This window comes from Acidimicrobiales bacterium, assembly GCA_025455885.1.
Taxonomy (GTDB): Bacteria; Actinomycetota; Acidimicrobiia; order Acidimicrobiales; family Acidimicrobilacustridaceae; genus Rhabdothermincola_A.
Genome location: JALOLR010000003.1, coordinates 120,556 through 143,909 on the forward strand (window position 1 = coordinate 120,556; position 23,354 = coordinate 143,909).

The 23,354-nt window shown below is 72.2% G+C and carries 22 protein-coding genes and 1 pseudogene; 19 read left to right on the forward strand and 4 right to left on the reverse strand.

Features of this window, described 5'->3' with window-relative positions:
- Window positions 1-51: 51 nt before the first annotated feature.
- The gene (locus tag MUE36_03620; protein ID MCU0310015.1) at window positions 52-546 is read right to left on the reverse strand and encodes a hypothetical protein; all 495 of its coding nucleotides are present in this window, start codon (window positions 544-546) and stop codon (window positions 52-54) included.
- Between the two features lie 182 nt (window positions 547-728).
- Complete coding sequence (locus MUE36_03625; protein MCU0310016.1) at window positions 729-1,244, reverse strand: hypothetical protein; 516 nt, start codon at window positions 1,242-1,244, stop codon at window positions 729-731.
- Between the two features lie 209 nt (window positions 1,245-1,453).
- Here MUE36_03625 and proS point away from each other — a divergent pair.
- From proS to MUE36_03670, 9 genes and pseudogenes are all read left to right on the forward strand, one after another.
- A pseudogene (gene proS / locus MUE36_03630) lies at window positions 1,454-2,560 on the forward strand (proline--tRNA ligase).
- Between the two features lie 456 nt (window positions 2,561-3,016).
- Complete coding sequence (locus MUE36_03635; protein ID MCU0310017.1) at window positions 3,017-3,595, forward strand: ribosome maturation factor RimP; 579 nt, start codon at window positions 3,017-3,019, stop codon at window positions 3,593-3,595.
- Entirely contained in the window at window positions 3,592-4,860 is a 1,269-nt protein-coding gene (gene nusA, locus MUE36_03640; protein MCU0310018.1) for a transcription termination factor NusA, read from the forward strand. The genes MUE36_03635 and nusA overlap by 4 nt, the downstream gene beginning before the upstream one ends.
- Window positions 4,861-5,015: 155 nt before the next feature.
- Entirely contained in the window at window positions 5,016-5,390 is a 375-nt protein-coding gene (locus MUE36_03645) for a translation initiation factor IF-2 N-terminal domain-containing protein (GenBank protein ID MCU0310019.1), read from the forward strand.
- A 402-nt stretch (window positions 5,391-5,792) separates the two neighbouring features.
- Complete coding sequence (gene infB / locus MUE36_03650; protein ID MCU0310020.1) at window positions 5,793-7,784, forward strand: translation initiation factor IF-2; 1,992 nt, start codon at window positions 5,793-5,795, stop codon at window positions 7,782-7,784.
- Between the two features lie 47 nt (window positions 7,785-7,831).
- The gene (locus MUE36_03655) at window positions 7,832-8,131 is read left to right on the forward strand and encodes a DUF503 domain-containing protein (protein ID MCU0310021.1); all 300 of its coding nucleotides are present in this window, start codon (window positions 7,832-7,834) and stop codon (window positions 8,129-8,131) included.
- A complete protein-coding gene (gene rbfA, locus MUE36_03660) occupies window positions 8,128-8,547 on the forward strand; it encodes a 30S ribosome-binding factor RbfA (GenBank protein ID MCU0310022.1) in 420 nt (139 codons plus the stop codon). The genes MUE36_03655 and rbfA overlap by 4 nt, the downstream gene beginning before the upstream one ends.
- A complete protein-coding gene (gene truB / locus MUE36_03665) occupies window positions 8,544-9,479 on the forward strand; it encodes a tRNA pseudouridine(55) synthase TruB (GenBank protein MCU0310023.1) in 936 nt (311 codons plus the stop codon). The genes rbfA and truB overlap by 4 nt, the downstream gene beginning before the upstream one ends.
- Before the next feature lie 12 nt (window positions 9,480-9,491).
- Window positions 9,492-10,445: a bifunctional riboflavin kinase/FAD synthetase gene (locus tag MUE36_03670; GenBank protein MCU0310024.1), complete on the forward strand. Its 954-nt coding sequence runs from the start codon at window positions 9,492-9,494 to the stop codon at window positions 10,443-10,445.
- Window positions 10,446-10,454: 9 nt separating this feature from the next.
- Here the strand turns inward: MUE36_03670 and MUE36_03675 are convergent, their stop codons facing one another.
- Window positions 10,455-11,732, reverse strand: coding sequence for a sulfotransferase (locus MUE36_03675; protein MCU0310025.1), 1,278 nt, complete (start codon window positions 11,730-11,732; stop codon window positions 10,455-10,457).
- A 440-nt stretch (window positions 11,733-12,172) separates the two neighbouring features.
- Between MUE36_03675 and rpsO the strand changes: the two genes are divergently transcribed.
- The 6 genes from rpsO to MUE36_03705 all read left to right on the forward strand — a co-directional run bounded on the left by rpsO (window position 12,173) and on the right by MUE36_03705 (window position 18,640).
- Entirely contained in the window at window positions 12,173-12,409 is a 237-nt protein-coding gene (gene rpsO / locus MUE36_03680) for a 30S ribosomal protein S15 (protein ID MCU0310026.1), read from the forward strand.
- A gap of 223 nt (window positions 12,410-12,632) precedes the next feature.
- On the forward strand, window positions 12,633-15,044 hold the full coding sequence (locus MUE36_03685) for a polyribonucleotide nucleotidyltransferase (protein MCU0310027.1): 2,412 nt from the start codon (window positions 12,633-12,635) through the stop codon (window positions 15,042-15,044).
- Window positions 14,983-16,332 (forward strand): insulinase family protein, encoded by a 1,350-nt coding sequence (locus tag MUE36_03690; protein ID MCU0310028.1) that lies wholly within the window; start codon window positions 14,983-14,985, stop codon window positions 16,330-16,332. The genes MUE36_03685 and MUE36_03690 overlap by 62 nt, the downstream gene beginning before the upstream one ends.
- A gap of 85 nt (window positions 16,333-16,417) precedes the next feature.
- Window positions 16,418-17,206, forward strand: coding sequence for a 4-hydroxy-tetrahydrodipicolinate reductase (gene dapB / locus MUE36_03695; protein ID MCU0310029.1), 789 nt, complete (start codon window positions 16,418-16,420; stop codon window positions 17,204-17,206).
- 142 nt (window positions 17,207-17,348) lie between these two features.
- Window positions 17,349-17,960, forward strand: coding sequence for a TlpA family protein disulfide reductase (locus tag MUE36_03700; GenBank protein ID MCU0310030.1), 612 nt, complete (start codon window positions 17,349-17,351; stop codon window positions 17,958-17,960).
- Between the two features lie 8 nt (window positions 17,961-17,968).
- The gene (locus MUE36_03705; protein ID MCU0310031.1) at window positions 17,969-18,640 is read left to right on the forward strand and encodes a hypothetical protein; all 672 of its coding nucleotides are present in this window, start codon (window positions 17,969-17,971) and stop codon (window positions 18,638-18,640) included.
- Here MUE36_03705 and MUE36_03710 read toward each other — a convergent pair.
- Window positions 18,631-19,413 carry a hypothetical protein gene (locus MUE36_03710; protein MCU0310032.1) on the reverse strand — a complete coding sequence of 261 codons (783 nt, stop codon included), beginning with the start codon at window positions 19,411-19,413 and terminating at the stop codon, window positions 18,631-18,633. The genes MUE36_03705 and MUE36_03710 overlap by 10 nt on opposite strands.
- A gap of 69 nt (window positions 19,414-19,482) precedes the next feature.
- On the opposite strand from MUE36_03710, the gene MUE36_03715 reads away from it, so the two are divergent.
- The 4 genes from MUE36_03715 (at window position 19,483) to MUE36_03730 (ending at window position 23,350) form a co-directional block, all read left to right on the forward strand.
- A complete protein-coding gene (locus MUE36_03715) occupies window positions 19,483-21,111 on the forward strand; it encodes a long-chain fatty acid--CoA ligase (GenBank protein MCU0310033.1) in 1,629 nt (542 codons plus the stop codon).
- Window positions 21,112-21,177: 66 nt separating this feature from the next.
- Window positions 21,178-22,005, forward strand: coding sequence for an SURF1 family protein (locus tag MUE36_03720; protein ID MCU0310034.1), 828 nt, complete (start codon window positions 21,178-21,180; stop codon window positions 22,003-22,005).
- The gene (locus MUE36_03725; GenBank protein MCU0310035.1) at window positions 22,005-22,607 is read left to right on the forward strand and encodes a TetR/AcrR family transcriptional regulator; all 603 of its coding nucleotides are present in this window, start codon (window positions 22,005-22,007) and stop codon (window positions 22,605-22,607) included. The genes MUE36_03720 and MUE36_03725 overlap by 1 nt, the downstream gene beginning before the upstream one ends.
- 122 nt (window positions 22,608-22,729) lie before the next feature.
- Entirely contained in the window at window positions 22,730-23,350 is a 621-nt protein-coding gene (locus MUE36_03730; protein MCU0310036.1) for a TetR/AcrR family transcriptional regulator, read from the forward strand.
- Window positions 23,351-23,354 lie beyond the last annotated feature (4 nt).

Genomic DNA, 23,354 nt, shown 5'->3' on the forward strand with positions numbered 1-23,354 from the left:
CGACCCCGGCCGGGCATCTGGTTCAGCCCGGAAGATCTTCGCCGGCGGGGGTCAGCCGGTGAACCGAGGTCCGGCCACCACGGCCGAGGCGGGTCCGTCCTCTGGGGGGGTGGGCCCCGCATCTGGCGTGGTCGGCAGCGCCGCCCCGCCCATCACGAAGGTGACCGGCGCGTAGTCGGAGACGGTGACGAGGTCCCCGGTCTGTGCGGTGCAGGTGGCCTCGACGACGTAGGTGGCGCCGGGCTGGGCATCCGGCGACAGCGAGACATCCGCCGTCCAGTCGCCCTCGATGGTCGACATCAGCTCCTCGGAGCCCACCACGGCAGACGGCTCGCCCCCGCTCACGACGATCTCGACGGTTCCCGTCGTGTCATTGCCCTCCTCGTCGAAGCCGATGCAGGCCAGGCCGATGACGGTGATCGAGCCCCCGGGTGCAGGGTCGCCGGAGAGCTCGAGGGGGGGTGGCGCGCCGGCAGCCGCCGTGCCCGTGACGATCGGCACGGTGGCGAGCAGCAGAGCGGTGGCGACGAGGGCACGGCGACGCATCAGAGGATCTCCTGTTCGGATCAGGATCGGGGATGTCGGAGTGCTGGGCGTGGTGGTTCGAGGCGATCGGGCAAGTCGTGGAGAGGCGTTCGCCCGGCGGGTCCCAGCATCGGCGGCCCATGGCCGAGCCTCCCGTGCTCACCCCGCAGGGCGGAGGACCCTCACCGACTTCGGTTCACCTGTCAGCCGGTGAAGCGGGGTTGGCCGGCCACCGCCGCCGCGGCGCCGGCGGTCGGCGGGTTCGTGCCCGGTGTCGTGTCCGGTGTCGGCGTCGGCGTCGGGGGAACGACCGTCCCTCCCATGACGAAGGTCACGTCCGGGTACTCGAAGAACAGGGGGTCACCGTTGTCCAGGGTGGAGCAGGTGGCCTTGATGGTGTACGTCTCGCCCGGCTGGGCGTCAGGTGACAGCTCGACGAGGACCTGCCACGGCCCCGGTTCGTCCTCGGTGGTGAAGTTGGAAGTGCCGATGACGGCGAGTGGGTCGCCGCCTGTGACCTCGATCGACACGTCTCCACCAATGACACCGCCCCCGTCGCCGTCGAAGCCGTTGCATCGGGAGCCGGACACCTCGATCTCGGCTCCCGGCGCAGGGTCGCCATCGAAGGACAGCGTTGCTTCGGCGCTCGCGGTGCCGGCGAGGGCAGGCACGGAGACGAGGAGCACTGCGGCGGCGAGGAGAGGGGCACGTCGGCGCATGAGGTCATCTCCTGTTGTCGGGACCGGGGCGGACCTGCGAAACCGGAATGCTACTTGTGATGATCGACCCAGTCGAGGAACTCGCGGAGGGGCGAGCCCCCCCCCGGCGGTCGGCCGTAGCATCGGCTCCTATGGCCAAGCCCCCCGTGCTCACCCCTCAGGCGGAGGACTTCCCCCGCTGGTACCAGGACGTCGTCGCCAAGGCGGAGATGGCCGACAACGGGCCGGTGCGCGGCACCATGGTGATCCGCCCGTACGGCTACGCCATCTGGGAGCAGATGCAGGCCGAGGTGGACCGTCGCATCAAGGCGGCGGGGGCCAGGAACGCGTACTTCCCGCTGTTCATCCCCGAGAGCTACCTGACCCGCGAGGCCGAGCACGTCGAGGGCTTCAGCCCCGAGCTGGCCGTGGTCACCCACGCCGGGGGCAAGGAGCTCGAGGAACCGGTCGTGGTGCGGCCCACCTCGGAGACGGTCATCGGCGAGTTCATGGCCAAGTGGGTGCAGAGCTACCGCGACCTGCCCCTGCTGCTGAACCAGTGGGCCAACGTGGTGCGCTGGGAGCTGCGGCCCCGGGTGTTCCTGCGGACCAGCGAGTTCCTCTGGCAGGAGGGCCACACCGCCCACGCCGATCGTGAGGGCGGTCGCGTCTACGCCGAGCGGATCCTGCACGACGTCTATGCCGGCTTCATGCGTGACGTCCTGGCCCTGCCGGTGGTGGTGGGCCGCAAGACCCCCAGGGAGCGGTTCGCGGGGGCCGTGAACACCATGACCTGCGAGGCCATGATGGGCGACGGCAAGGCGCTGCAGATGGGCACCAGCCACGAGCTGGGGCAGAACTTCGCCAAGGCCTTCGACATCCGGTACCTCGACGCCGAGGGCACCCAGCAGCTGGCCTGGACCACCTCGTGGGGGGTGTCCACCCGCATGGTGGGCGGACTGATCATGGGCCACGGCGACGACGCCGGCCTGCGGGTCCCACCGGTGCTCGCCCCGGTCCAGGTCGTGGTGATCGCCGTGCGCGACGACGACGCCGTCGTCGAGCGGTGCCGCGCTCTGGCCGAGGAGCTGACCGCGGCAGGGGTGCGGGTCGAGCTCGACGTGCGGGTCGAGACGTCGATGGGCCGCCGGGCCACCGACTGGGAGTTGAAGGGTGTGCCGCTGCGCCTCGAGCTCGGCCCCCGTGACCTGACCGAGGGCGTGGTCACCATGGCTCGCCGCATCACCGGGGGCAAGGAGCCCGTGGGGCTCGCCGGCATCGTGGCGACCGTCGAGACGGCGCTCACCGAGGGGCAGGCGGCGCTGCTCGCCGAGGCCACCGAGCGCCGCGACGCCCGCACGGCCGACGTCACCACCATCGCCGACGCCGCCGAGGCGGCCGCCACCGGGTGGGCCCGCATCCCGTGGGCGACCCTCGGGACCGACGGGGAGGCCGAGCTGGCCGCCGAGAGCGTCACCGTGCGCTGCCTGGTGATGCCCGACGGCGGTCTCCCGCAGTCCGACGACGACCCCGACGCCCTCGCCGTCGTCGCCCGCTCCTACTGATCCGGAGCGGGGGCGGCCGGGCGGAACGCCACCCCCTCGAGCGGGGGTCCCTGACGTCGACCCGCCTCTCGTGCTCCGGGCTCGGGGTGCTCGGCGTCCGAGGACCGGTATACTCCTGACCTGCATTCGATCGCAGTTCGACCGAAGGCGTGGGCTCCGGCCCACGCCTTCGTCACATTCAGGGCCGGGTCCGTCCGGTCTGCCCGGTCCGGAGAGGAGGTCGAGGAGATGAGCGTCGCCGAACGTGTGCGTCGCGTCGTCGAGCCCGTGGTGGCGTCCGAGGGCGTCGAGCTCTTCGACCTCGAGCAGGCCGGCCCCGTGCTGCGGGTGTGCATCGACCGCCCCGGTGGTGTCGACATGACCGCCATCGCCGCGGTCACCCGGGCGCTCTCGCGGGCCCTCGACGAGGACGACCCCATCGCCGGGAGCTACACGCTCGAGGTGTCGAGCCCCGGCCTCGAGCGGGCGCTGCGCACCCCCCGCCACTACGAGTGGGCCGTCGGCAAGAAGGTCGCCGTGAAGACCGTGCCGGGCCACGAGGGCGTCCGGCGCGTCACCGGCACCGTGCTCGCCGCCGGTCCGACGAGCTTCGAACTGGCCCTCGACGAGCCCGTCGGGGCCCGCCTGGAGCTGGCCTACGACGACGTCGAGAAGGCCCGGTCCGTCTTCGAGTGGGGCCCGGCCCCGAAGCCGGGTGCCGGCGGCCGGTCCGACCAGGGCCGTCGCCGGAGTGCCGCCGTCCCGACCACTGGCGCGACCGACGCGCCACCCACCGATCCCCGAGGAACGAAGGACCCGTCGACATGAACAACCCCGACCTGATGGATGCCCTCCAGGCGCTCGCCGCCGACAAGGGCATCTCCGTCGACACGCTGTTCGGTGCGCTCGCCGACGCGCTCGAGTCCGCCTACAAGCGCATGCCCGATGCCCAGGAGTACGCCTGGGTCACCATCGACCCCGACACCGCCGAGATCCGGGTGATGGCCCAGGAGCTCGATGAGGAGGGCGAGCCGATCGGGCCCGAGCTCGACGTCACCCCGGACGACTTCGGGCGCATCGCCGCCCAGACCGCCAAGCAGGTGATGGGCCAGCGCATCCGTGAGGCCGAGCGGGAGATGAAGTACGAGGAGTACGCGGGGCGCGAGGGCGACATCGTCACCGGCATCATCCAACAGACCGACGCCCGCTACACGCTGCTCGACCTGGGTCGGGTGGAGGCGCTCATGCCCCAGGCCGAGCAGGTGCCCTACGAGCGTCCCGAGCCGGGCAGCCGGGTCAAGGCCTACATCGTCGAGGTCCGCAAGACGGCCAAGGGCCCGCAGATCGTCACCAGCCGCACCCATCCGGGGCTCATCAAGCGCCTCTTCGAGCTCGAGGTGCCCGAGATCGCCGACGGCGTCGTCGAGATCAAGGCGTGCGCCCGCGAGCCCGGCGCCCGCACCAAGATCGCCGTGTGGTCGAACGACGCCAACGTCGACCCGGTGGGGGCCTGCGTGGGGGCCCGCGGCGCCCGGGTCCGCATGGTCGTCAACGAGCTGCGGGGCGAGAAGATCGACATCGTCCCCTTCTCCGACGACTCCCCCGACTTCGTGATGAAGGCGCTGTCGCCCGCCAAGGTCAAGGAGGTCCGGATCCACGAGGACACCGGGACCGCCGAGGTGATCGTGCCCGACTACCAGCTCTCGCTGGCCATCGGCAAGGAGGGCCAGAACGCCCGCCTCGCCGCCCGGCTCACGGGGTGGCGCGTCGACATCAAGAGCGAGACCCAGCTCGCCGAGGAGGAGGCCTACGCCAACCAGGACTGGGCCGAGGGCGAGTGGGTCGTCGACCCCGAGACCGGCGAGCAGGTGTGGCAGTCCGCCGAGGGCGGCGAATCGCTCTCCGCCGAGGCCTACGCCCAGCAGTCCGTCGCCGAGGCCGAGGCCGAGGCTGCGGCGGTGGAGACCGGTGCCGCCGGGACCGAGCCCGCCGCCGAGGTGTCGGGCGAGTCCGACGCGGCGAGCCCCGACGGCGCAGTCGCGACCGACGCTCCCGCCGAGGAAGCCCCGCCCGAGGCCGATAGCGTCGTCTGAGCGCCTTTCGGGGCGCCACGCGCCCGGCGGCACCGGCGGTCGTTCGTGCTCGCCGGTCGCCGTGCGCGACAATGGATGGCCGCTCGGCGCCGCTGAGCGCCGTGCACGACGTTCCGGTCGGTTCGTCGTCATTGCTGCAAGGACTGAGGTCGAGGTTGCCAGGAAACATCCGCGTCTACGAGCTGGCCCGTGAGCTCGGGCTCACCAACAAGGAGACGCTCGACCTCTGCGTCGCGCTCGGCATCGGCGTGAAGAGCCACTCCTCCAGCGTCGTCGAGGCCCAGGCCGACCGTGTCCGTCGCAAGGCCGAGCGCGAGGGCCTGATCCGCGACGAGCAGCCCGAGGAGCCCTCGGCCAAGAAGCCGGCCAAGAAGGCGGCTGCGAAGAAGGCCGCCGAGCCGCCGCCTGCCGCCGAGGCCGCTGCCCCGGTGGAGGCCGAGACCTCGACGCCGGCCCCCGAGGTCGCGCCGGCCCCCGCCCCGGAGTCCCCCGCGGAGGTGACCCCGCCGGCGCCTCCCGCCCCCCCGTAGCGGGTGATCGCCTCGGGCGGTGCGGCCCATCCGCCGCCGCGCCGCGAGGAGGTGGCACCTCCCGCACCAGCGCCGATCGAGCGCCCGGCGGCCGCCGCGCCGTCGGTGCCGCCGATCGACCGACCCACGACGCCGCGCCCTCCGCAGGCTCCGGCCGCCGGTGGTCCGGGCGCGCCCCCCGGGGCGCCGCCGCGTCCCCCGGTGTCCACCTCGGGCAAGCCCATCCCTCCGCCTCCCGGGCGTCCGCCGACCTCGGCGACCGGCAAGCCCATCCCGCCGCCGCCGGGGGCCCGTCGTGCCCCCGCCGGTCCGACCGGCCGTCCCGGTGGTCCGGGTCGCCCGCCCTCGGGTGGCGCCGGTCGACCGATGGGCGGCGGTGGACCGCGTCCCGGTGGGGGCGGCATGGGCCCGCGTCCCGGCGGCGGGCCCGGTGGCGGCCCGGGTGGTGGACCCGGCGGTCGTCCCGGTGGTCCCGGTGGCGGCCGTCCCGGTGGTCCCGGCCAGCGCCGACCCCCCCGTCGCAAGGGGCGTCGTCGCCGCAACCGCGACGAGCTCCAGCCCATCGACGCCCCGAGCTACACGCCCCGCGAGGCCCCGGTCCCGATCGGCGAGATCGTCGTCGAGCGGGCGTCGACGCCCCAGGAGCTCGGCCCGAAGCTGAACCGCACCGCGGCCGACGTGGTGCGCTTCCTCATGCAACAGGGCGAGATGGTCACGGCCACCCAGTCGCTCAACGACGACATGATCGAGCTGTTCGCGGCAGAGGTCGGCGCCGAGATCCGACTCGTGAACCCGGGTGAGGAGCAGGAGGTCGAGCTCCAGAAGCTCCTGCTCGTCGACGACGACGTCGACGACGAGACCTACGAGGCCTGGCCGGTGCGCCCCCCGGTGATCACCGTGATGGGCCACGTCGACCACGGCAAGACCAAGCTGCTCGACCAGATCCGCAACGCCAACGTGGTGGCCGGCGAGGCCGGCGGCATCACCCAGCACATCGGTGCCTACCAGGTGGCCAAGGACGGTCACGAGATCACGTTCCTCGACACCCCCGGCCACGAGGCGTTCACCGCCATGCGGGCCCGTGGCGCCGAGGCCACCGACATCGTGGTGCTGGTGGTGGCCGCCGACGACGGCGTCATGCCCCAGACCGTCGAGGCCCTCAACCACGCCAAGGCCGCCGACGTCCCGATCGTGGTGGCCATCAACAAGATCGACCGCGAGAACGCCGACCCCAACCGGGTCATGCAGCAGCTCTCCGAGCACGAGCTGGTGCCCGAGGCGTGGGGCGGCGACACGGTGATGGTCGAGGTGTCGGCCCTCCAGAACCTCGGCATCGACGACCTCCTCGAGAACCTGGTCGTCCTCTCCGAGCTCGAGGACCTCCGCGCCACCGACGAGGGTCGGGCCCGCGGGGTGGTGCTCGAGTCCAACCTCGACATCGGTCGGGGTCCGGTCGCCACCGTGTTGGTGCAGCGCGGCACGCTCCGCGTGGGCGACCCCATGGTCGCCGGTGCGGCATGGGGTCGGGTTCGTGCCCTCATCGACGACAAGGGCAACCAGGTGAAGGAGGCCGGACCGTCGGCGCCGGTGCAGGTGCTCGGCCTCTCGGAGGTCGCGGTGTCCGGCGACCGCTTCGTGGTCGCCCCCGACGAGAAGACGGCCAGCAAGGTCGCGTCCACCCGCGAGCACTGGATCAGGGTCGCCTCGATCGGCCGCGAGGCCCACGCCATGAGCGGTGGCGCCAAGCTCGAGGACATCTTTCAGCAGATCCAGTCGGGCGAGACGGCCACGCTGAACCTCATCGTCAAGGCCGACGTGAACGGGTCGCTCGAGGCGCTCACCGAGAGCCTGAAGAAGCTCGAGCGCGACGACGTGAAGCTCTCCTTCGTCCATCGCGAGGTGGGCGGCATCACCCAGTCCGACATCCAGCTCGCCGCGGCCTCGAACGCCACGATCATCGGCTTCAACGTCCGACCGGACCGCAAGGCCCGGGAGATGGCCGACGAGGAGAACGTCGAGATCCGGACCTACGAGATCATCTACCAGGTGCTCGAGGACATCGAGAACGCCATGCTGGGCCTGCTCCAGCCGGAGTTCGAGGAGGTGGTGACCGGCGAGGCCGAGGTCCGCGAGATCTTCCGGGTCCCGAGGGTCGGCGCCATCGCCGGCTGCTACGTCACCAACGGGGTCATCACCAGGGGCTCGAAGGTGCGGTTCCTGCGTGACGGCACCGTCATCTGGAAGGGCGCCATCGCCTCGCTGCGGCGGTTCAAGGACGACGTGCGCGAGGTGGCCAGCGGATTCGAGTGCGGCATCGGCCTCACCGACTTCCAGGACCTGAAGGGCGGCGACGTCATCGAGACCTACGAGGACCGGGAGATCCCCAGGGCCTGATCCGCCGGCCCGGGGTCAGGGTCCCCGGCGGCGGTACCCTGAACGTCGTGGCACTGCACGTCCTGGCCTTGGCCGTCGACCTGCGGATCCCCGACGCCGACTCCCTCAAGGCCAAGCGGTCGGTGGTCCGGTCGCTCGTCGAAGGCTCGAGGCGCCGGTTCGGGGTGAGCGCCGCGGAGACCGGGTTCGCCGACGAGCACCAGCGGGCCGAGCTGGGGTTCTCGGTGGTCAGCGGGAGCCCCGGCCAGTGCGCCGAGGTGCTCGACGCCGTCGAGCGGTTCGTCTGGTCGTTCCCGGAGATCGAGGTGGTCGGCACCGACCGCCACTGGACGGAGGTGGACCGATGAGCCAACGAAGCAAGCGCAGCGGAGCCCGCCAGTACCCGCGCACGGCCCGCCTCAACGAGCTGCTCCGCGAGATCCTGGCCGAGGAGCTGGCCGCCCTCGACGACGAGCGCCTCGACCTGCTCACCGTCACCGCCGTCGACGTCGACGGCGACCTGCGCACGGCGATCGTGTTCTACGACTCCCTGCAGGGTGAGGAGGGTGACGCCGAGATCCTCGAGGCGCTCGAGGAGAACCGCTGGCGTCTGAAGGGGGCGATCGCCCGGCAGGCCCGGATCAAGCGCACCCCCGAGCTCACCTTCAGCCCGGACCTCGCCGTGCGCCAGGGCGCCCGGATCGAGGAGCTGCTGTCGACGGTGACGCCGCCCGTCGATCCCGGCGACGGCATCGACGCCGAGCGCCCCGACCCGCCGGCGTGAGCCGCCGGGGTGGCGCCGACGGGCCCGACGGTCTGGCCGTCGTCGACAAGCCGGCGGGGTGGACCTCCCACGACGTGGTGGCCAAGAGCCGGGGGCTGTTGGGCACCCGCAAGGTGGGTCACTCCGGGACCCTCGATCCCGGCGCCACCGGCCTGCTGCTGCTCGGCGTCGGTCGGGTCACCCGGCTGCTGCGCTTCCTCACCGCGCTCGACAAGACCTACACCTGCGAGATCGTGCTCGGGGTGGCGACGAGCACGCTCGACGACTCGGGGGAGGTGATGGCCACCTACGAGATGGGCGACGTGAGCCCCGACGCCGTGGTGGCGGCGGCTGGGGGCCTCACCGGCGCCATCCTCCAGGTGCCGCCCATGGTCTCGGCGGTCAAGGTCGACGGGCGCCGGCTCCACGAGCTCGCCCGCGAGGGGCTCGAGGTCGAGCGCGTGGCCCGGCCGGTCACCGTCCACCGCTTCGAGGTCATCCCCGTGGCCGGGGAGCCGTTGCGCTACCGGGCCGAGGTCCGGTGCTCGTCGGGAACCTACGTGCGCACCCTGGCCGCCGACCTCGGCGCCGCGCTGGGCGGGGGCGCCCACCTGCGCGACCTGCGCCGCACGGCCATCGGCTCGTTCTCGCTCGCCGACGCCTGCCCTCTCGAGGCGGTGTCGCCGGAGGGCCTGCTCACCCCGGCCGACGCGCTGCGCGACTACCCGGCGGTGGTCGTCGACGACGTCGAGGCGGTGGACGTCGGGCACGGCAAGGTCCTGTCCGCCACCGACCGCTTCGCCGGTGAGGGCCCGTGGCGGGTGCTCGACGGGGACGGCCGGCTCCTCGCCGTCTACGGGCCCCACCGGGAGGGGACCGTGAAACCCGAGGTGGTCGTGGTGCCGGTGGAGGGCCCCGGTCCGACCACCGGTGAGCGGGCCGTGCAGGGGTAGCGTTCGCCTGCCATGGAGGTCCTCCACGACGTCAGCTCGTGCCCCCGCCCCCCGCAGGGCACCGCGGTCACGATCGGTGCCTACGACGGGGTGCACCGCGGCCACCGGGCCGTGATCGCCACTGTGCGCGAGCTGGCCCACGACCGGGGTCTGGCCACCGCGGTGGTCACCTTCGACCGCCATCCTGCGAGCGTGGTGCGTCCGGAGTCGGCGCCGCTGCTGCTCACCGACCTCGACCAGAAGTTGGAGCTGCTGGCCGAGTGCGGGGTGGACTACACGCTGGTCGTGCACTTCGACGAGGCCCGCTCCAAGGAGCCGGCGGCGGAGTTCGTGACCGACGTGCTGGTGGGCTGCCTCAACGCCTCGGCGGTGGCGGTGGGGGAGGACTTCCACTTCGGCCACCGGCGGTCGGGCAACGTCGAACTGCTGCGCTCGATGGGCGCCGAGCTCGGCTTCGAGGTCGTCGGCCACGACCTGGTGGGCGTCGACGGACAGGCCGCCGAGGACCCGGTGTCGTCGACCCGGGTGCGGGCCGCTCTGCGCGCCGGTGACCTCGACGCCGCCACGACGATGCTCGGGCGCCACCACGAGGTGCGGGGGGTCGTGGCCCACGGCGACGGCCGGGCCCGGGAGCTGGGCTACCGGACCGCGAACGTCGCCGTCCCCGAGTCGATCTGCCTGCCCGCCGACGGCATCTACGCCGCCTGGTACGTGCTCCCCGACGGCACCCGCTGGCCGACCGCCGTCTCGCTGGGCCGCCGGCCCACCTTCTACGAGTTCGCCGACACCTCGCTGCTCGAGGCCCACCTCGTCGACTTCGACGGCGACCTCTACGGCCAGCCCGCGCGGGTGCAGTTCGTCGAGTACCTGCGTCCCGAGCTGAAGTTCGACTCCGTCGACGCGCTGGTCACCCAGATGGGTCTCGACGTCGACCAGGCCCGCGACCTGCTCGCTGCGCTCGCCTGACCGGCGCAGTCACCAGGGCTCGTCGGGGATGGAGAAGCGCTCGCTGTAGGCGCGCATGTCGGCGCGGCGGCGGGCCACGTCGAGGCCGAGCTGGGTGGGGTCGTAGATGACCTTGCCGTGGCGGTCACGTTGGTGGGTGGCGCCGTACTCGGCGAGGGCGGCCTCGGCGGCGGCGTCCATGGGCTGGTCGGCCAGTTCGTAGATGCGGCGCACGGTGCCGAGGTCGTCGGCCATGAACTGGTCGAAGCGGACGTCCATCGACTGGGCGTCGGGGAGCAGACCCCGGTCGTTCATCGCCGCGTTGAGCATCGTCTCCAGGCGGTCGGCCCAGTAGTTGGCGATCCTGGACGGGTCGATCGGGTCGAGCGACATGCGGGCCGAGTAGGCGATCATCGTGCCCATCGACACCATCACCGACACGGGGTCGCGGTGGGTGACGAGCACGGTGGCGTCGGGGAACGTGTCGATGACAGGGCCGAACTGCTCGAGGTGCTGGGGCGACTTCAGGATCCACCGGTCGCCGCCGCGCAGGAACTGGCAGGCCTTCAGCACGGTCTTCATGAACTCGTAGTGAGGCCGCTGGTCGTGGGCGAGGTAGTACTCCCGCCACGTCGGCATGGGCGCCATCGTCTCGAACAACATCGTGGAGAAGTCGATGGCGAGGATCTGGATCTCCTCGTGCACGTGCCACGTGGTCATCTCGTGCATGCGCTTGAACTCGGGCATCACCGCTTCGAGCATCACCAGGCCGCCCTCGGTGCGAGCCAAGCGGGGATCGTCGGGCGTGTTCGCCAGCGCAGCCTCGGCGGGGAACGGCACCGGTTGCATGCTCTCCCAGTAGGGGAGCGAGCGCAGCGCCGGGTCGGCCGAGATGAGGTTGTGGAGGTGGGTGGTCCCGGTGCGGGGGAGTCCGGCGATGATCATCGGGCGGGCGATCTCGATGTCGTGGATCTCGGGGTGGCGGGCCAGCAGGTCGGCCAGCAGCAGCCGGTTGGTGAGCAGTTGGCCCATCTGGGCGGCGGCCGACAGGCGACCCATGGGGGAGAGGCCGGCCTCGGTGTCGAGGGCCCCGAGGAGCACCTCGAGGCGTTCCACGAAGTCCATCGGGCCGTAGTCGTCGAGTCCGACCTGCTCGGCGGTCTGGGTCATGAGCGCGTCGGCGTTGAGCTCGACGGCCTCACCCATCGCCGCGGCGCCGGCCATCATCTCGGTGATCTCGGCCGAGAACCGCGGGGCCGCCAGGTCGTCGAGGCGCACCGGTTCGGGCCGTCCGGTGGTCTGGGTCATCGTCCGTTCCCCCTGTCGTCGGCCGGGCCCCCGCCCGGCGGATGCTGAGACTACGGCGCCCCGTGTGCCCGCTCCGCTTCGCCTCGATCCATGGGGTCCGACGCGCTCGTCGACGCCGCCGTCGAGGGGCCCGGCGCGATCCCGGAGGCGTCCGGACCCGTCGAGGTGCGGACGCAGTGCCCTCCACCGGGCATGGCGACGGCGCGTGTGCGACCGGCCATTGGGGATTCCCGGGCCGTGGCTGGTACGGTTGACGGGTCGGTCGACCACCCGGTCGTCCGCATCCGCCCCGGGCCACGCCAGACGCGTCGCGCACCGGAGGGCTCCCAGGAGTCCTCCCGCAACGCGCACAGCGAGCCACGGAGCCGGGTCAGACACCCACACGTAGAGGAAAAGACTTGTCCAAGGATCCCGCCAACCTTCCTCCGAAGGCCGGCACCATCGCCGAGCATCGCACCCACGAGACCGACACCGGTTCTCCCGAGGTGCAGATCGCGCTCCTCACGGACCGCATCGACCACCTCACCGAGCATCTCAAGATGCACAAGAAGGACCATCACAGCCGTCGAGGCCTGCTGATGCTGGTGGGACGGCGCCGCCGTCTCCTCGACTACGTCAAGAAGAACGACGTCGAGCGGTACCGCTCGATCATCGCCAAGCTCGGCTTGCGCCGCTAGCTGCACCATCCCCGGAGGGCGACCCCAGCGGTCGCCCTCCGCCGTTCCCGCCCCGGTGCCTGGCATCGTGGAGGGGACACCCCCGGCGGTCGGACGACCTCAGTTGCCGGTGGTGAGCGGCGGGTCACCCACCCGCTCCGCCGCCCACCACTGGGAACTGGTGTTGCCACCGCCTCCGAACCCGTGAGACGCCGTCTCACGTCACCTGTTCCAGGAGGAACCCATGGCAGACGCCATCACCGTCGCCGCACCCGTGCCGGGTGAGGACGACAAGACCATCGATTTCAGCGCCGGGAAGTTCGCCGGCCTCGCCGACGGTGCCGTCACCGTCCAGCTCGGCGACACCGTCGTGCTCGTCACGGCCACCGCCGCCAAGTCCGCCCGTGAGGGCGCCGACTTCTTCCCGCTCACCGTCGACATCGAGGAGCGGATGTACGCCGCCGGCAGGATCCCCGGCTCGTTCTTCCGGCGGGAGGGCAAGGCCCCCGACCAGGCCATCCTCACCTGCCGCCTCATCGACCGCCCGCTGCGCCCCTGCTTCCCCGACGGGTTCCGCAACGAGGTCCACGTCGTCGGCACCACGCTCGCCGCCGACCTCGTCAACCCCCACGACGTCATCGCCATCAACGGCGCCTCCGCGGCGCTCATGCTCTCGGGCATCCCGTTCGACGGGCCCATCGGCGCCGTGCGTCTGGCCTACACCGCCGACGGCGACTGGATCGCCTTCCCCACCTACGACGAGGGCGAGGAGTCCACGTTCGAGATGGTCGTGGCCGGCCGGGCCCTCGACGACGGCGACGTCGCCATCTCCATGGTCGAGGCCGGCGGGACCGAGGCCTCGTGGCCGGCGTTCCAGGACGGCGCCCCCAAGGTCGACGAGTCCGTCGTGGCCGCCGGGCTCCAGGAGGCCAAGGCCCACATCAAGGCGTCCATCGAGGCCCAGCGCCAGCTCATGGCCCAGGTCGGCGTCAAGGAGCCGATGGTCTACGGCGTCAGCGTCGACTACGCCCCCGAGGTCCTCGCGGCCATGGAGACCAAGCGCGACGCCATCACCGCCACCCAGGTCATCTCCGACAAGGCCGAGCGCCTCGCCGCCGAGGCGGCCCTGCGCGACGAGCTCGTCGCCGAGCTGGCCCCGCAGTTCACCGACCTCGACGGCGCCGAGAAGCAGCTCAAGGCGGCGTTCCGGTCGGTCACCAAGGCCGTGGTCCGCAGCCGCATCGTCAACGACGGGATCCGCATCGACGGTCGCGGCCCGAAGGACATCCGCCCGCTGTCGGCGGAGGTCGGCCTGCTCCCGTCGGTGCACGGCTCCGGGCTGTTCCAGCGCGGCGAGACCCAGGTGCTCAACGTGGCCACCCTCGGCATGCCCCGCATGGAGCAGATGATCGACGCCCTTGGCAACGTCACCCGCAAGCGCTACATGCACCACTACAACTTCCCGCCGTACTCCACCGGTGAGACCGGCTTCATGCGCGGCCCGAAGCGCCGGGAGATCGGCCACGGCATGCTCGCCGAGCGGGCCCTCGTGCCGGTGCTGCCCACGCCCGAGGAGTTCGCCTACACCATCCGCACCGTCTCCGACGTGCTGTCGTCCAACGGCTCCACCTCCATGGCCTCGGTGTGCGGCTCCACCCTGTCGATGATGGACGCCGGCGTGCCCTTGCGGGCCCCGGTGGCCGGCATCGCCATGGGTCTGGTGTTCGCCGACGGCAAGTACACGACCCTCACCGACATCCTCGGCGCCGAGGACGCGTTCGGCGACATGGACTTCAAGGTCGCCGGCACCTCGGAGTTCGTCACCGCCCTCCAGCTCGACACCAAGATCGACGGCATCCCCGCCGACGTGCTGGCCCAGGCCCTCGAGCAGGCCAAGGAGGCCCGCCTCGCCATCCTCGAGGTCATGGCCGGCGCCATCGCCGAGCCCCGCCCCGAGGTCGGTGCCACCGCCCCGAAGATCGTCAGCTTCGAGATCCCGATGGACAAGATCGGCGAGGTCATCGGCCCGAAGGGCAAGGTCATCAACGCCATCCAGCTCGAGACCGGCGCCGACATCAGCGTCGACGACGACGGCAGCGTCGGCCGGGTCAGCATCGGCTCCACCGACTCCGGCGCGGTGGCCGAGGCCGAGCGCCAGATCCGCCTCATCCTCAACCCGCCGACCGCCGATGTCGGCCAGACCTACACCGGTCGGGTCGTCAACGTCACCAAGTTCGGGGCGTTCGTCAACATCCTCCCGGGCCGTGACGGGCTGCTGCACATCTCCAAGATCGGTGGCGGCAAGCGCATCGACCGGGTCGAGGACGTCCTCGACCTCGGCGACACCGTCGAGGTCCGCGTCGACGATGTCGACCCCAACGGCAAGGTGTCGCTGTCGCTGGCCAACCCCGTCGCCGGTGGCGGCGAGAGCGCCTCGTCGGACTCCCCGGCCCCCGCAGCCGCCGAGGCACCGGCGGCCGACGCCGGCAACGGCGCCGAGCGCGAGTACGTCTCGTTCGAGGACTCCTTCGACGACGAGATCGCCGGTGAGCTCGGCGACCTCGGGCCGGCTGCCGCGGCCGAGCGTCGTGGCGGTGACGGCGGCTCCGGCGGCCGTGGCCGGCGTGGCGGCGGGGGTGGCGGCCGTCGCCGCTGAACCCTTCTTCCCGGGCCTGCTCGCCGGCGAGCCCGACGTCGAACGGACCGATCTGGTCTCGGGTGTGCGTGTCGTCACCGAACGCATGCCCGAGGCGCGGTCGGTCTCCGCGGGCCTGTGGTTCGCGGTGGGATCGCGCGACGAGACCGAGGACGTCGCCGGGGCGTCCCACTTCCTCGAGCACCTCCTGTTCAAGGGCACCGACACCCGCTCGGCGCGCACCATCGCCACCACCGTCGACGCCGTCGGCGGCGAGATGAACGCCTACACCGGACGGGAGCACACCGCCTACCACCTCCGCCTGCCGGTTCGGGACCTGCACTTCGGGCTCGACCTCCTGGGCGACATCGTCAGCCGCCCCGCCTTCCGCCCCGACGAGATCGACGCCGAGCGCGACGTGATCGTCGAGGAGCTCCTCATGAGCGAGGACACCCCCGACGACCAGGTGTTCACCACGCTCTACGAGCACCTCTTCCCCGACCACCCGCTCGGTCGGGAGACGCTCGGCACCCGTGACTCCGTCGAGACCATGGGCCGAGACGACATCGTGGCCTTCCACGACCGCTGGTACCGCCCGGCCAACCTCGTGGTGGCGGCCGCCGGCGACCTGCACCACGCCGACGTCGTCGAGGCCGTCGCCGGGCTGATGGCCGACCGGGCCCCTGGCGAGGCGCCGTCCCGCACCGCTCCCGTCGCCGCGCCCCGACCGCTGGCCGTCGTCGAACGGCCCACCGAGCAGGCCCATGTGGCCATGGCCTGGCGGGGCCTCCCGTACGGCGACGACCACCGCTACGCCCTGAAGCTGGCGAACCACGTCCTCGGCGGGGGTCTCTCGAGCCGGCTGTTCCAGGAGGTGCGCGAGGACCGCGGCCTGGCCTACACGGTCTTCTCGGCCCCGTCCTCCTACGTCGACGCCGGGAGCCTGATCGTCTACGCCGGTGCCGCCCCCGAGAAGGTCGACGAGCTCTGGCGGGTGGTCCAGGGCGTGCTCGACTCGCTCGTCGCCGACGGCATCACCGAGGAGGAGCACGCCACCGCCCTCGGGTTCCTCGAGGGCTCGATGCTGCTCGGGCTCGAGGACTCCGGCAGCCGCATGGCCAGACTCGGCAACGCCGTCGTGGCGGTCGACGAGGTCGTCCCCGTCGAGGAGCACCTGCGCCGCTACCGCGAGGTCACCCCGGGTGACGTGCAGCGGGTGCTCGGCGCCGTCCTCGGGGGTCCCCGCACCGTCTCGGTGGTCGGGCCGTTCGCATCCGACGCCGACCCCCGTCTCGCCGTCCTCGGCTGACGCCGCCGGGGGCGCCCCCCGTCCGGGACGCGTCGCCGGGCCCTCTCCGATGGCGTGGGCTCGCGGTGAGCCGTAGATTCGCCCCGTGACGTTGCGCGTGGGGGTCTTCGGGGCAGGCGGGCGGATGGGCCGAACCGTCTGCCAGGCAGTGGCTGCCGACCCCGCCCTCGACCTCGTCGCCGCCGTCGACCCGCACCACGCCGGGCTCGACCTTCGCCAGGTCACCGGCGTCGACCGGTCGTGGCAGATCGAGAAGAGCGCCGAGGCGTTCGTCGAGGCCGGCGTGGAGGTGGCCGTCGACTTCACCCACCTCGAGGCCGCCCGCGCCAACCTGCTCTGGCTGGCCGCCCACGGCATCCATGCCGTCGCCGGCACCACCGGCTTCTCCGACGAGGACTACGACGCCTTCGAGCGGGCCTTCGCGTCCAGCAACTGCGTGATCGCGCCGAACTTCGCCATCGGGGCGGTCCTCATGATGCGCTTCGCGGAGATCGCCGCGCCCTACTTCGAGACCGCCGAGATCATCGAACTGCACCACGATGCGAAGATCGACGCCCCGTCGGGCACGGCGATGCTCACCGCCGACCGCATGGCCGACGCGTCCGCCGACTGGGCGCCCGACCCCACGACGACCGAGGTCGTCGCCGGGGCCCGCGGCGGCGCCGGACCCGCCGACATCCGGATCCACTCGGTGCGCCTGCGCGGCCTCGTCGCCCACCAGGAGGTCGTCCTCGGCACGACCGGTCAGACGCTCAGCATCCGCCACGACTCCTACGACCGCGACTCCTTCATGCCAGGCGTGGTGCTGGCGGTGAAGGCGGTGCCCGAGCGCCCGGGCGTCACCGTCGGCCTCGACGCCCTGCTCGACCTGTAGGCCGGCCAACGGGGAACGCAACGTTTCCGAAACTCGACCCGGGGTGGCGTGGCGGCCGCCGACGGGGGTGCTGGGATGGTCGGGTCCCGGAAGCGCCGGGCAGGACAGGAGAGTCGTGGGTGCGAAGAGGCACTGGCCGGTAGTGGTTGCTGCAGTGGCGGCGTTGACGTTGGTGGCCGCGGCCTGCGGCTCGAGTTCCTCCGACGACGGGGCGGCCGCCCCGACGACGGCACCTGCACCCACCACCGTGGCGCCGACCACCTCGGCGCCGGCCACGGGCCCCACCGAGGCCCCGCCGGCCCCTGCGGCGTCGACCGTCGACTTCGCCCCGTGGCAGACCATCGAGATCACCGACGTCGACGGCGTCACCTTCACGCTGGCCTCGTTGGCCGGTCGGCCGCTGTTCGTCGAGAACTTCGCGACGTGGTGCCCCACGTGCCGGTCCCAGCTCGGCCGCACCCAGGCTGCCGCGGCGACGCTCGGCGACGAGGCGGTGGTCCTGGCCCTCAGCGTCGAGACCGACCTCTCCTCCGACGAGGTGGCCGACTACGCCAAGGACAACGGCTTCGACAACATCCGCTTCGCCGTGATGAGCGACGAGATGCTCGCCGCGTTCGTCGACGCCTTCGGCACCAGCGCCGCCAACCCGCCGAGCACCCCGCACGTGGTGGTGGCCGCCGACGGGACCCCCGGGGAGATGAAGACCGGCGGCATCAGCGAGGACGCGATCGTCGCCGCCGTGCGCGGCGCCTGAGCCGGCACGTGGACGAGTTCTTCGAGGCGTTCTCGCTGGGGAACGCCGCGATCCTCGGCAACGTCTGCATGCTCCCGCTGTACCCGGGGCTGTTCGTGCTCTTCGCCAACCAGAGCGCCAACCCCCGCAACGCGTGGGTCACCAAGTGGCTCGGCCTGCTGGTGCTCGGCGGGGTGGTCACCGTGATGATCGCCATCGGCTTCCTGTTCCACCAGATCCAGCGCAGCGTCGCCGACGTCCTCGTGTGGCTCCTGCCGCTCATGTACGGGCTGGTCCTCGTCCTCGGTATCGCCATGCTGGCCGGGCGCAACCCGTTCGCCCGCCTGTCGAGCACGCAGGTCCCGATCCTGCGCAACCCCGCCGCCACCGCCTACGTCTACGGGATGCTGCTCGCTCCGCTCACGCTGCCCTGCACCGGCCCGCTCATCGTCTCGGCGTTCGTCGTCGGCAGCGTGAGCGGGTCGGGCGCCCTCGTCGAGTCGTTGCGCTACTTCCTGTGGTTCTCGCTGGGGTTCGGGTGGCCGCTGGTCCTGCTCCCGTTGCTGGCCGCGCCGAAGCAGCAGGCCATCACCCGGTTCCTCGGACGCCACCACCGCACCATCGGGGCGTTGTCCGGCGTCTTGTTGATCGTGATCGCCGGCCTCGGGTTCTGGAACGACGTGCGCCCGACCTACGTCTGAGGCGTCGCCGGGCCCCCGGGATCGGCGTCGGACGCGCCGGCCGGCTCGGCATCGGATGTGGCCGGCCCGGCTGCCGTCGGGTCGGGGTCGGTGTGGTGCGGGTCGTCCTCGGCCTGTAGCTCGTGGAGGGCGTCCATGCCCTTGCGGCCCCGGCGGGCCTCGGCGGCGGCACCGAGAGCCACGATCGTGATCGACGCCACCAGCAGCGGGATCCGGTAGTCCGCGATCCATCCGAGCACCGAGTCGATCGGGGCGCTGAAGACGTCGCCCACCCAGGCCAGCAGGATCAGCCGGCCCACCGTGCCGGTGAGGTTGAGGAAGAAGAACAGACCCGGCGACATCCGGCTCGCTCCGGCGATGACGCACACGTAGTTGTTGGGGATCAGCACGACCAGCGGGTGGCCGAAGCGCACGAAGAGCTTCTCGACGCGCCGCATGATGCTGCCCACCGTCGGCGTCCGGTTCTCCATCCACTTCAGCGCCGCGGGGCCGTAGAACCAGCCCAGCGCGAAGAGGAACGGGTCCGGCGCCATCAGGCGGGCCGTGCCGATCAGGTAGTACGCCCAGTCGTCGATGCGGCCGGTGACCAGCACCAGGTAGCGGTTGCGGGAGCTCAGCGCGATCAGCAGTTCCGGCGCCGAGGTCACCAGGTCCGGCCAGAGCGCGTCGGCGACCTGGGTCATCACGACCATCACCGCGACCGGTCCCAGGATGAGGGCCAGCCGCGAGCGCCGGAGCGGGGTCGCCGAGGGGGTGGGGGTGCTCTCGGGCAAGGCCGAATCCTCTCACGTACGCTCGCCCCGACGGCTGCGGTCCGGGTGGGACCGCCGAAGGGGGCGCACGTGCAGGGGCTCATGCAGGACCGACCGTTGGTGCTGACCCACTTCCTCGAGCGCGCCGAGCGGCTCTTCGGCGACAAGGAGGTGGTGACCGCCACCGCCGACGGCACCGACCGCGTGACCTACCGCGAGTGGGGCGGGCGCACCCGGCGCCTGGCCGGGGTGCTCGACGACCTCGGCATCAGCGCCGACGGCCGGGTGGGGACCTTCGGGTGGAACACGGCCCGCCACCTCGAGCTCTACTTCGCCGCCCCGTGCAGCGGACGGGTGCTGCACACCCTCAACATCCGGCTGTTCCCCGAGCAGCTCACCTACGTCGTGAACCACGCCGAGGACGAGGTGATCTTCGCCGACCGGTCCCTCCTGGGCCTGCTCTGGCCGATCGTCGACACCTTCGCCACGGTCCGTCACATCGTGGTGATGGACGACGGGCGAGGCGAGCTGCCCGCCGACACCAAGGGGGTGACCGTCCACGACTACGAGACCCTGCTCGCCGCCGCGACCCCCGCCGAGCTCCGCGTCGACGACGAGGACCAGGCGGCGTCGATGTGCTACACGTCCGGCACCACAGGCCATCCGAAGGGGGTGGTCTACAGCCATCGCTCCACCTGGCTGCACACCGCCGGGGTGATGATGGCCGACAGCCTCGGCGCCTGCGAGCGCGACGTCATCCTCCCCGTCGTGCCGATGTTCCACGCCAACGCCTGGGGTCTCGCCCACGCCGGCGTGGCCGCCGGCGCCACCCTCGTGATGCCCGGGCCCGACCTGTCGCCCCCGGCGCTCGTGTCGCTCATCGAGCGCGAGCGGGTGACCGTCGCCGCCGGGGTGCCGACCATCTGGATGGGGGTGCTCGGGGCGCTCGACGGCCACGACGTGTCGAGCCTGCGCGCCGTCCCGTGCGGAGGATCGGCGGTGCCCCGGTCGCTGTCCGAGGCCTACCGGGAGAAGATCGGTCTGCCCATCCTCCAGGCGTGGGGGATGACCGAGACCAGCCCGGTGGCGTCGATCTGCCGCGTCAAGTCCACTCTCGACCATCTCGACGAGGACGCCAAGGCCGACCTCCGGTCGACCATCGGGCTCGTCGCCCCGGGTGTCGACTTCCGGGTCGCCGACCAGACGACCGGCGCCGAGCTCCCCTGGGACGGGGTGAGCCGGGGCGAGCTCCAGGTGGCGGGGCCGTGGATCGCCCGGGAGTACTACGACGACGACCGCTCGCCGCAGTCCTTCACCGACGACGGGTGGCTTCGGACCGGCGACGTCGTCACGTGCGACGCCGAGGGGTACCTCCGCATCGTCGACCGCACGAAGGACGTCGTGAAGTCCGGCGGCGAGTGGATCTCCTCGGTCGAGCTCGAGAACGAGATCATGGGCCACCCCGCCGTGGCCGAGGCGGCCGTCATCGGTGTGAAGCACCCAAAGTGGAGCGAGCGGCCGCTGGCCTGCGTCGTGGTGGCCCCGGGCGCGACGCTCACCCGGGAGGAGCTGCTCGAGTACCTCGACGGGAGAGTGGCGTCGTGGTGGTTGCCCGACGACGTCGTCTTCATCGACGAGGTGCCGAAGACCTCGGTCGGCAAGTTCTCCAAGCGCGACCTCCGCGACCGCTTCGCCGACCACGAGCTGCCCACCGTCTGAACGGCCGCGGTCGCCGGTCGCCGTGTCGGTTCGTGAGCCGGTGGGGCCCGGTCCTAGCCTGGTCACGTGTACCGCTTCGCCCTGAAGCCCGGCTGGATCCTCTCGCACCTCTTCGTGGGCTCGTGCGTCGTGGCGATGATCTGGGCGGGGTTCTGGCAGCTCAGCCGGCTCGACGAGCGCCGAGCGGCCAACGCCGCCGTGCTCGCCGCCCAGGACCTGCCCACCGCACCGCTCGCCGAGGTCCTGCCCGCGGGGGTGGCGAGCACCGACGACGAGGTGGCCGCCGCACGGTTCCGGACCGTCACCGTCACCGGCACCTATCGGCCCGAGGACGAGGTCCTGATCCGCAACCGCTCCTACGAGGGGGCTCCCGGGTACTGGGTGCTCACCCCCCTGGTGCAGGCCGACGGCACCGCCGTCGCCGTGAACCGGGGATGGGTGCCCTTCGCCGTGCAGCCCGAGGGGCCCTGGGACCGCTTCGCGCCCCCGACGGGCACCGTCACCGTCACCGGGCTCGTCCGTGAGCCCCAGGTCCGCTCGACGGGCGGCATCGTGTCGAGCCCCCAGGATCCGGGCGAGGGCCGGCTGCGCACCCTCTCGCGGGTGGACGTGGGACGCCTCGCCCAGCAGGTGACCTCGCCGTTGATCCCCGCCTACGTCGACCTCCGGGTGCAGGAACCGGCCCAGCCCGACCAGACCCCGACCCCGGTGCCCGCGCCGGAGCTGAGCGAGGGACCCCACCTCGGCTACGCCGGGCAGTGGTTCATCTTCGCCACGCTGACCACGGTGGTCTACGTGCTCATGCTGCGCCGGGTGGCCCGCAACCGGGCTGCCCCGGACACGGTCGAGGCCGAGGCGGGGGACACCGAGACGGCGACGACGGTCGGGAGCTGATGGCCGAGGCGTCGCGGGTGGATCCCGACGAGCGGCGGGTCCGCTTCTACCGGGCCGCCCGGGCCTGTGTGGAGTCCGCCGGGCTCGGGGCCACCTCCGTGGAGGATGTCGCCCGTGCCGCCGGGTCGTCGCGAGCCACGCTGTACCGGACGTTCCCGGGCGGACGCGACCAGCTCATGGCCGAGACGGTCGGCTGGGAGGTGGCGTCGTTCTTCGAGGACCTGGCCCGGGCGGTCGACGCCGAGCCCGATCTCGAGGGCAAGGTGGCCACCGGCCTGGCGGTGGGGCGGCGCTCGATCACCGAGCACGGCCTGCTCCAGCGCCTGTTGCGCACCGAGCCCGAGGCGGTCCTGGGCGAGCTGTCGGCCACGACGGCGCTGGTGCGCGAAGGGATCACCGGCTACATCGGGACCGAGCTGGCGCGGGCCCGGCGTGCCGGTGTGGTGCGCGCCGACTGCGACGTCGACGAGGCCGCCGACCACCTCGCTCGGCTGTTCCTGTCCTACATGGCCAGTCCCGGGCGATGGGACCTCGACGACCCCGACCAGGTGGCGCTCCTCGTCCGCACCCAGTTCCTCGCCGGGGTCCTGGCCCCGAGCTGACCCCCGTCCGCCGGCTGGCTTCCCACGTACAGTGACCCCGGAACACGGAACGCGCGAAGACGCGAGACAATTCCGCGCTGACTGTCTTGTCATGAGACAGCCGGGGGCGTAGTGTCTCAAGGGTGATCCCCGTCACAGCCCGGCCGACCCCCGCACCCGAACCCCTCGCCGGCCCCGCCCTCGAGGCCCGTATCCTGCGCGCCGCCCGCGACTGCGTGGCCGACCGAGGCCTCCGGGCGACGACCATCGAGGACGTCGCCGCCGCGGCCGGATGCGGCCGGGCCTCCATCTACCGCATCGTCCCCGGCGGGCGGCGCGGGCTGCTGCGCGCCGTGGTCGCCGAGGAGGTGGCCACCCTCTTCGACGAGCTCGGCGTCCGCATCGACGCCGCCGCGGACCTCGCCGGCGCGGTGGTCGACGCCGTCAACGGCGCCGCCGTGCACCTGGCCGACCACGCCGCCCTCCAACGCCTCCTCGCCGACGAGCCCGGCGTGATCATGCCCTTCATCTCCTTCGACGGCGCGGCCCCGCTGCTCGCCTCGGTCTCGGCCTGGGGCGGAGGGCACTTCCGGCGCTTCCTTCCCGCCGACGAGGCCGAAGCGGTCGCCGAGTGGGCCGCCCGCCTCGTCCTGTCCCACCTCCAGGAGCCCCACGACCTCCTCGTGCTCACCGACCCCGTCCGTGTCCGCCACCTCGTCGAGACCTACCTCTTGCCCGGCGTGCGCGTCGGCGTCCCCGCCTGAACCC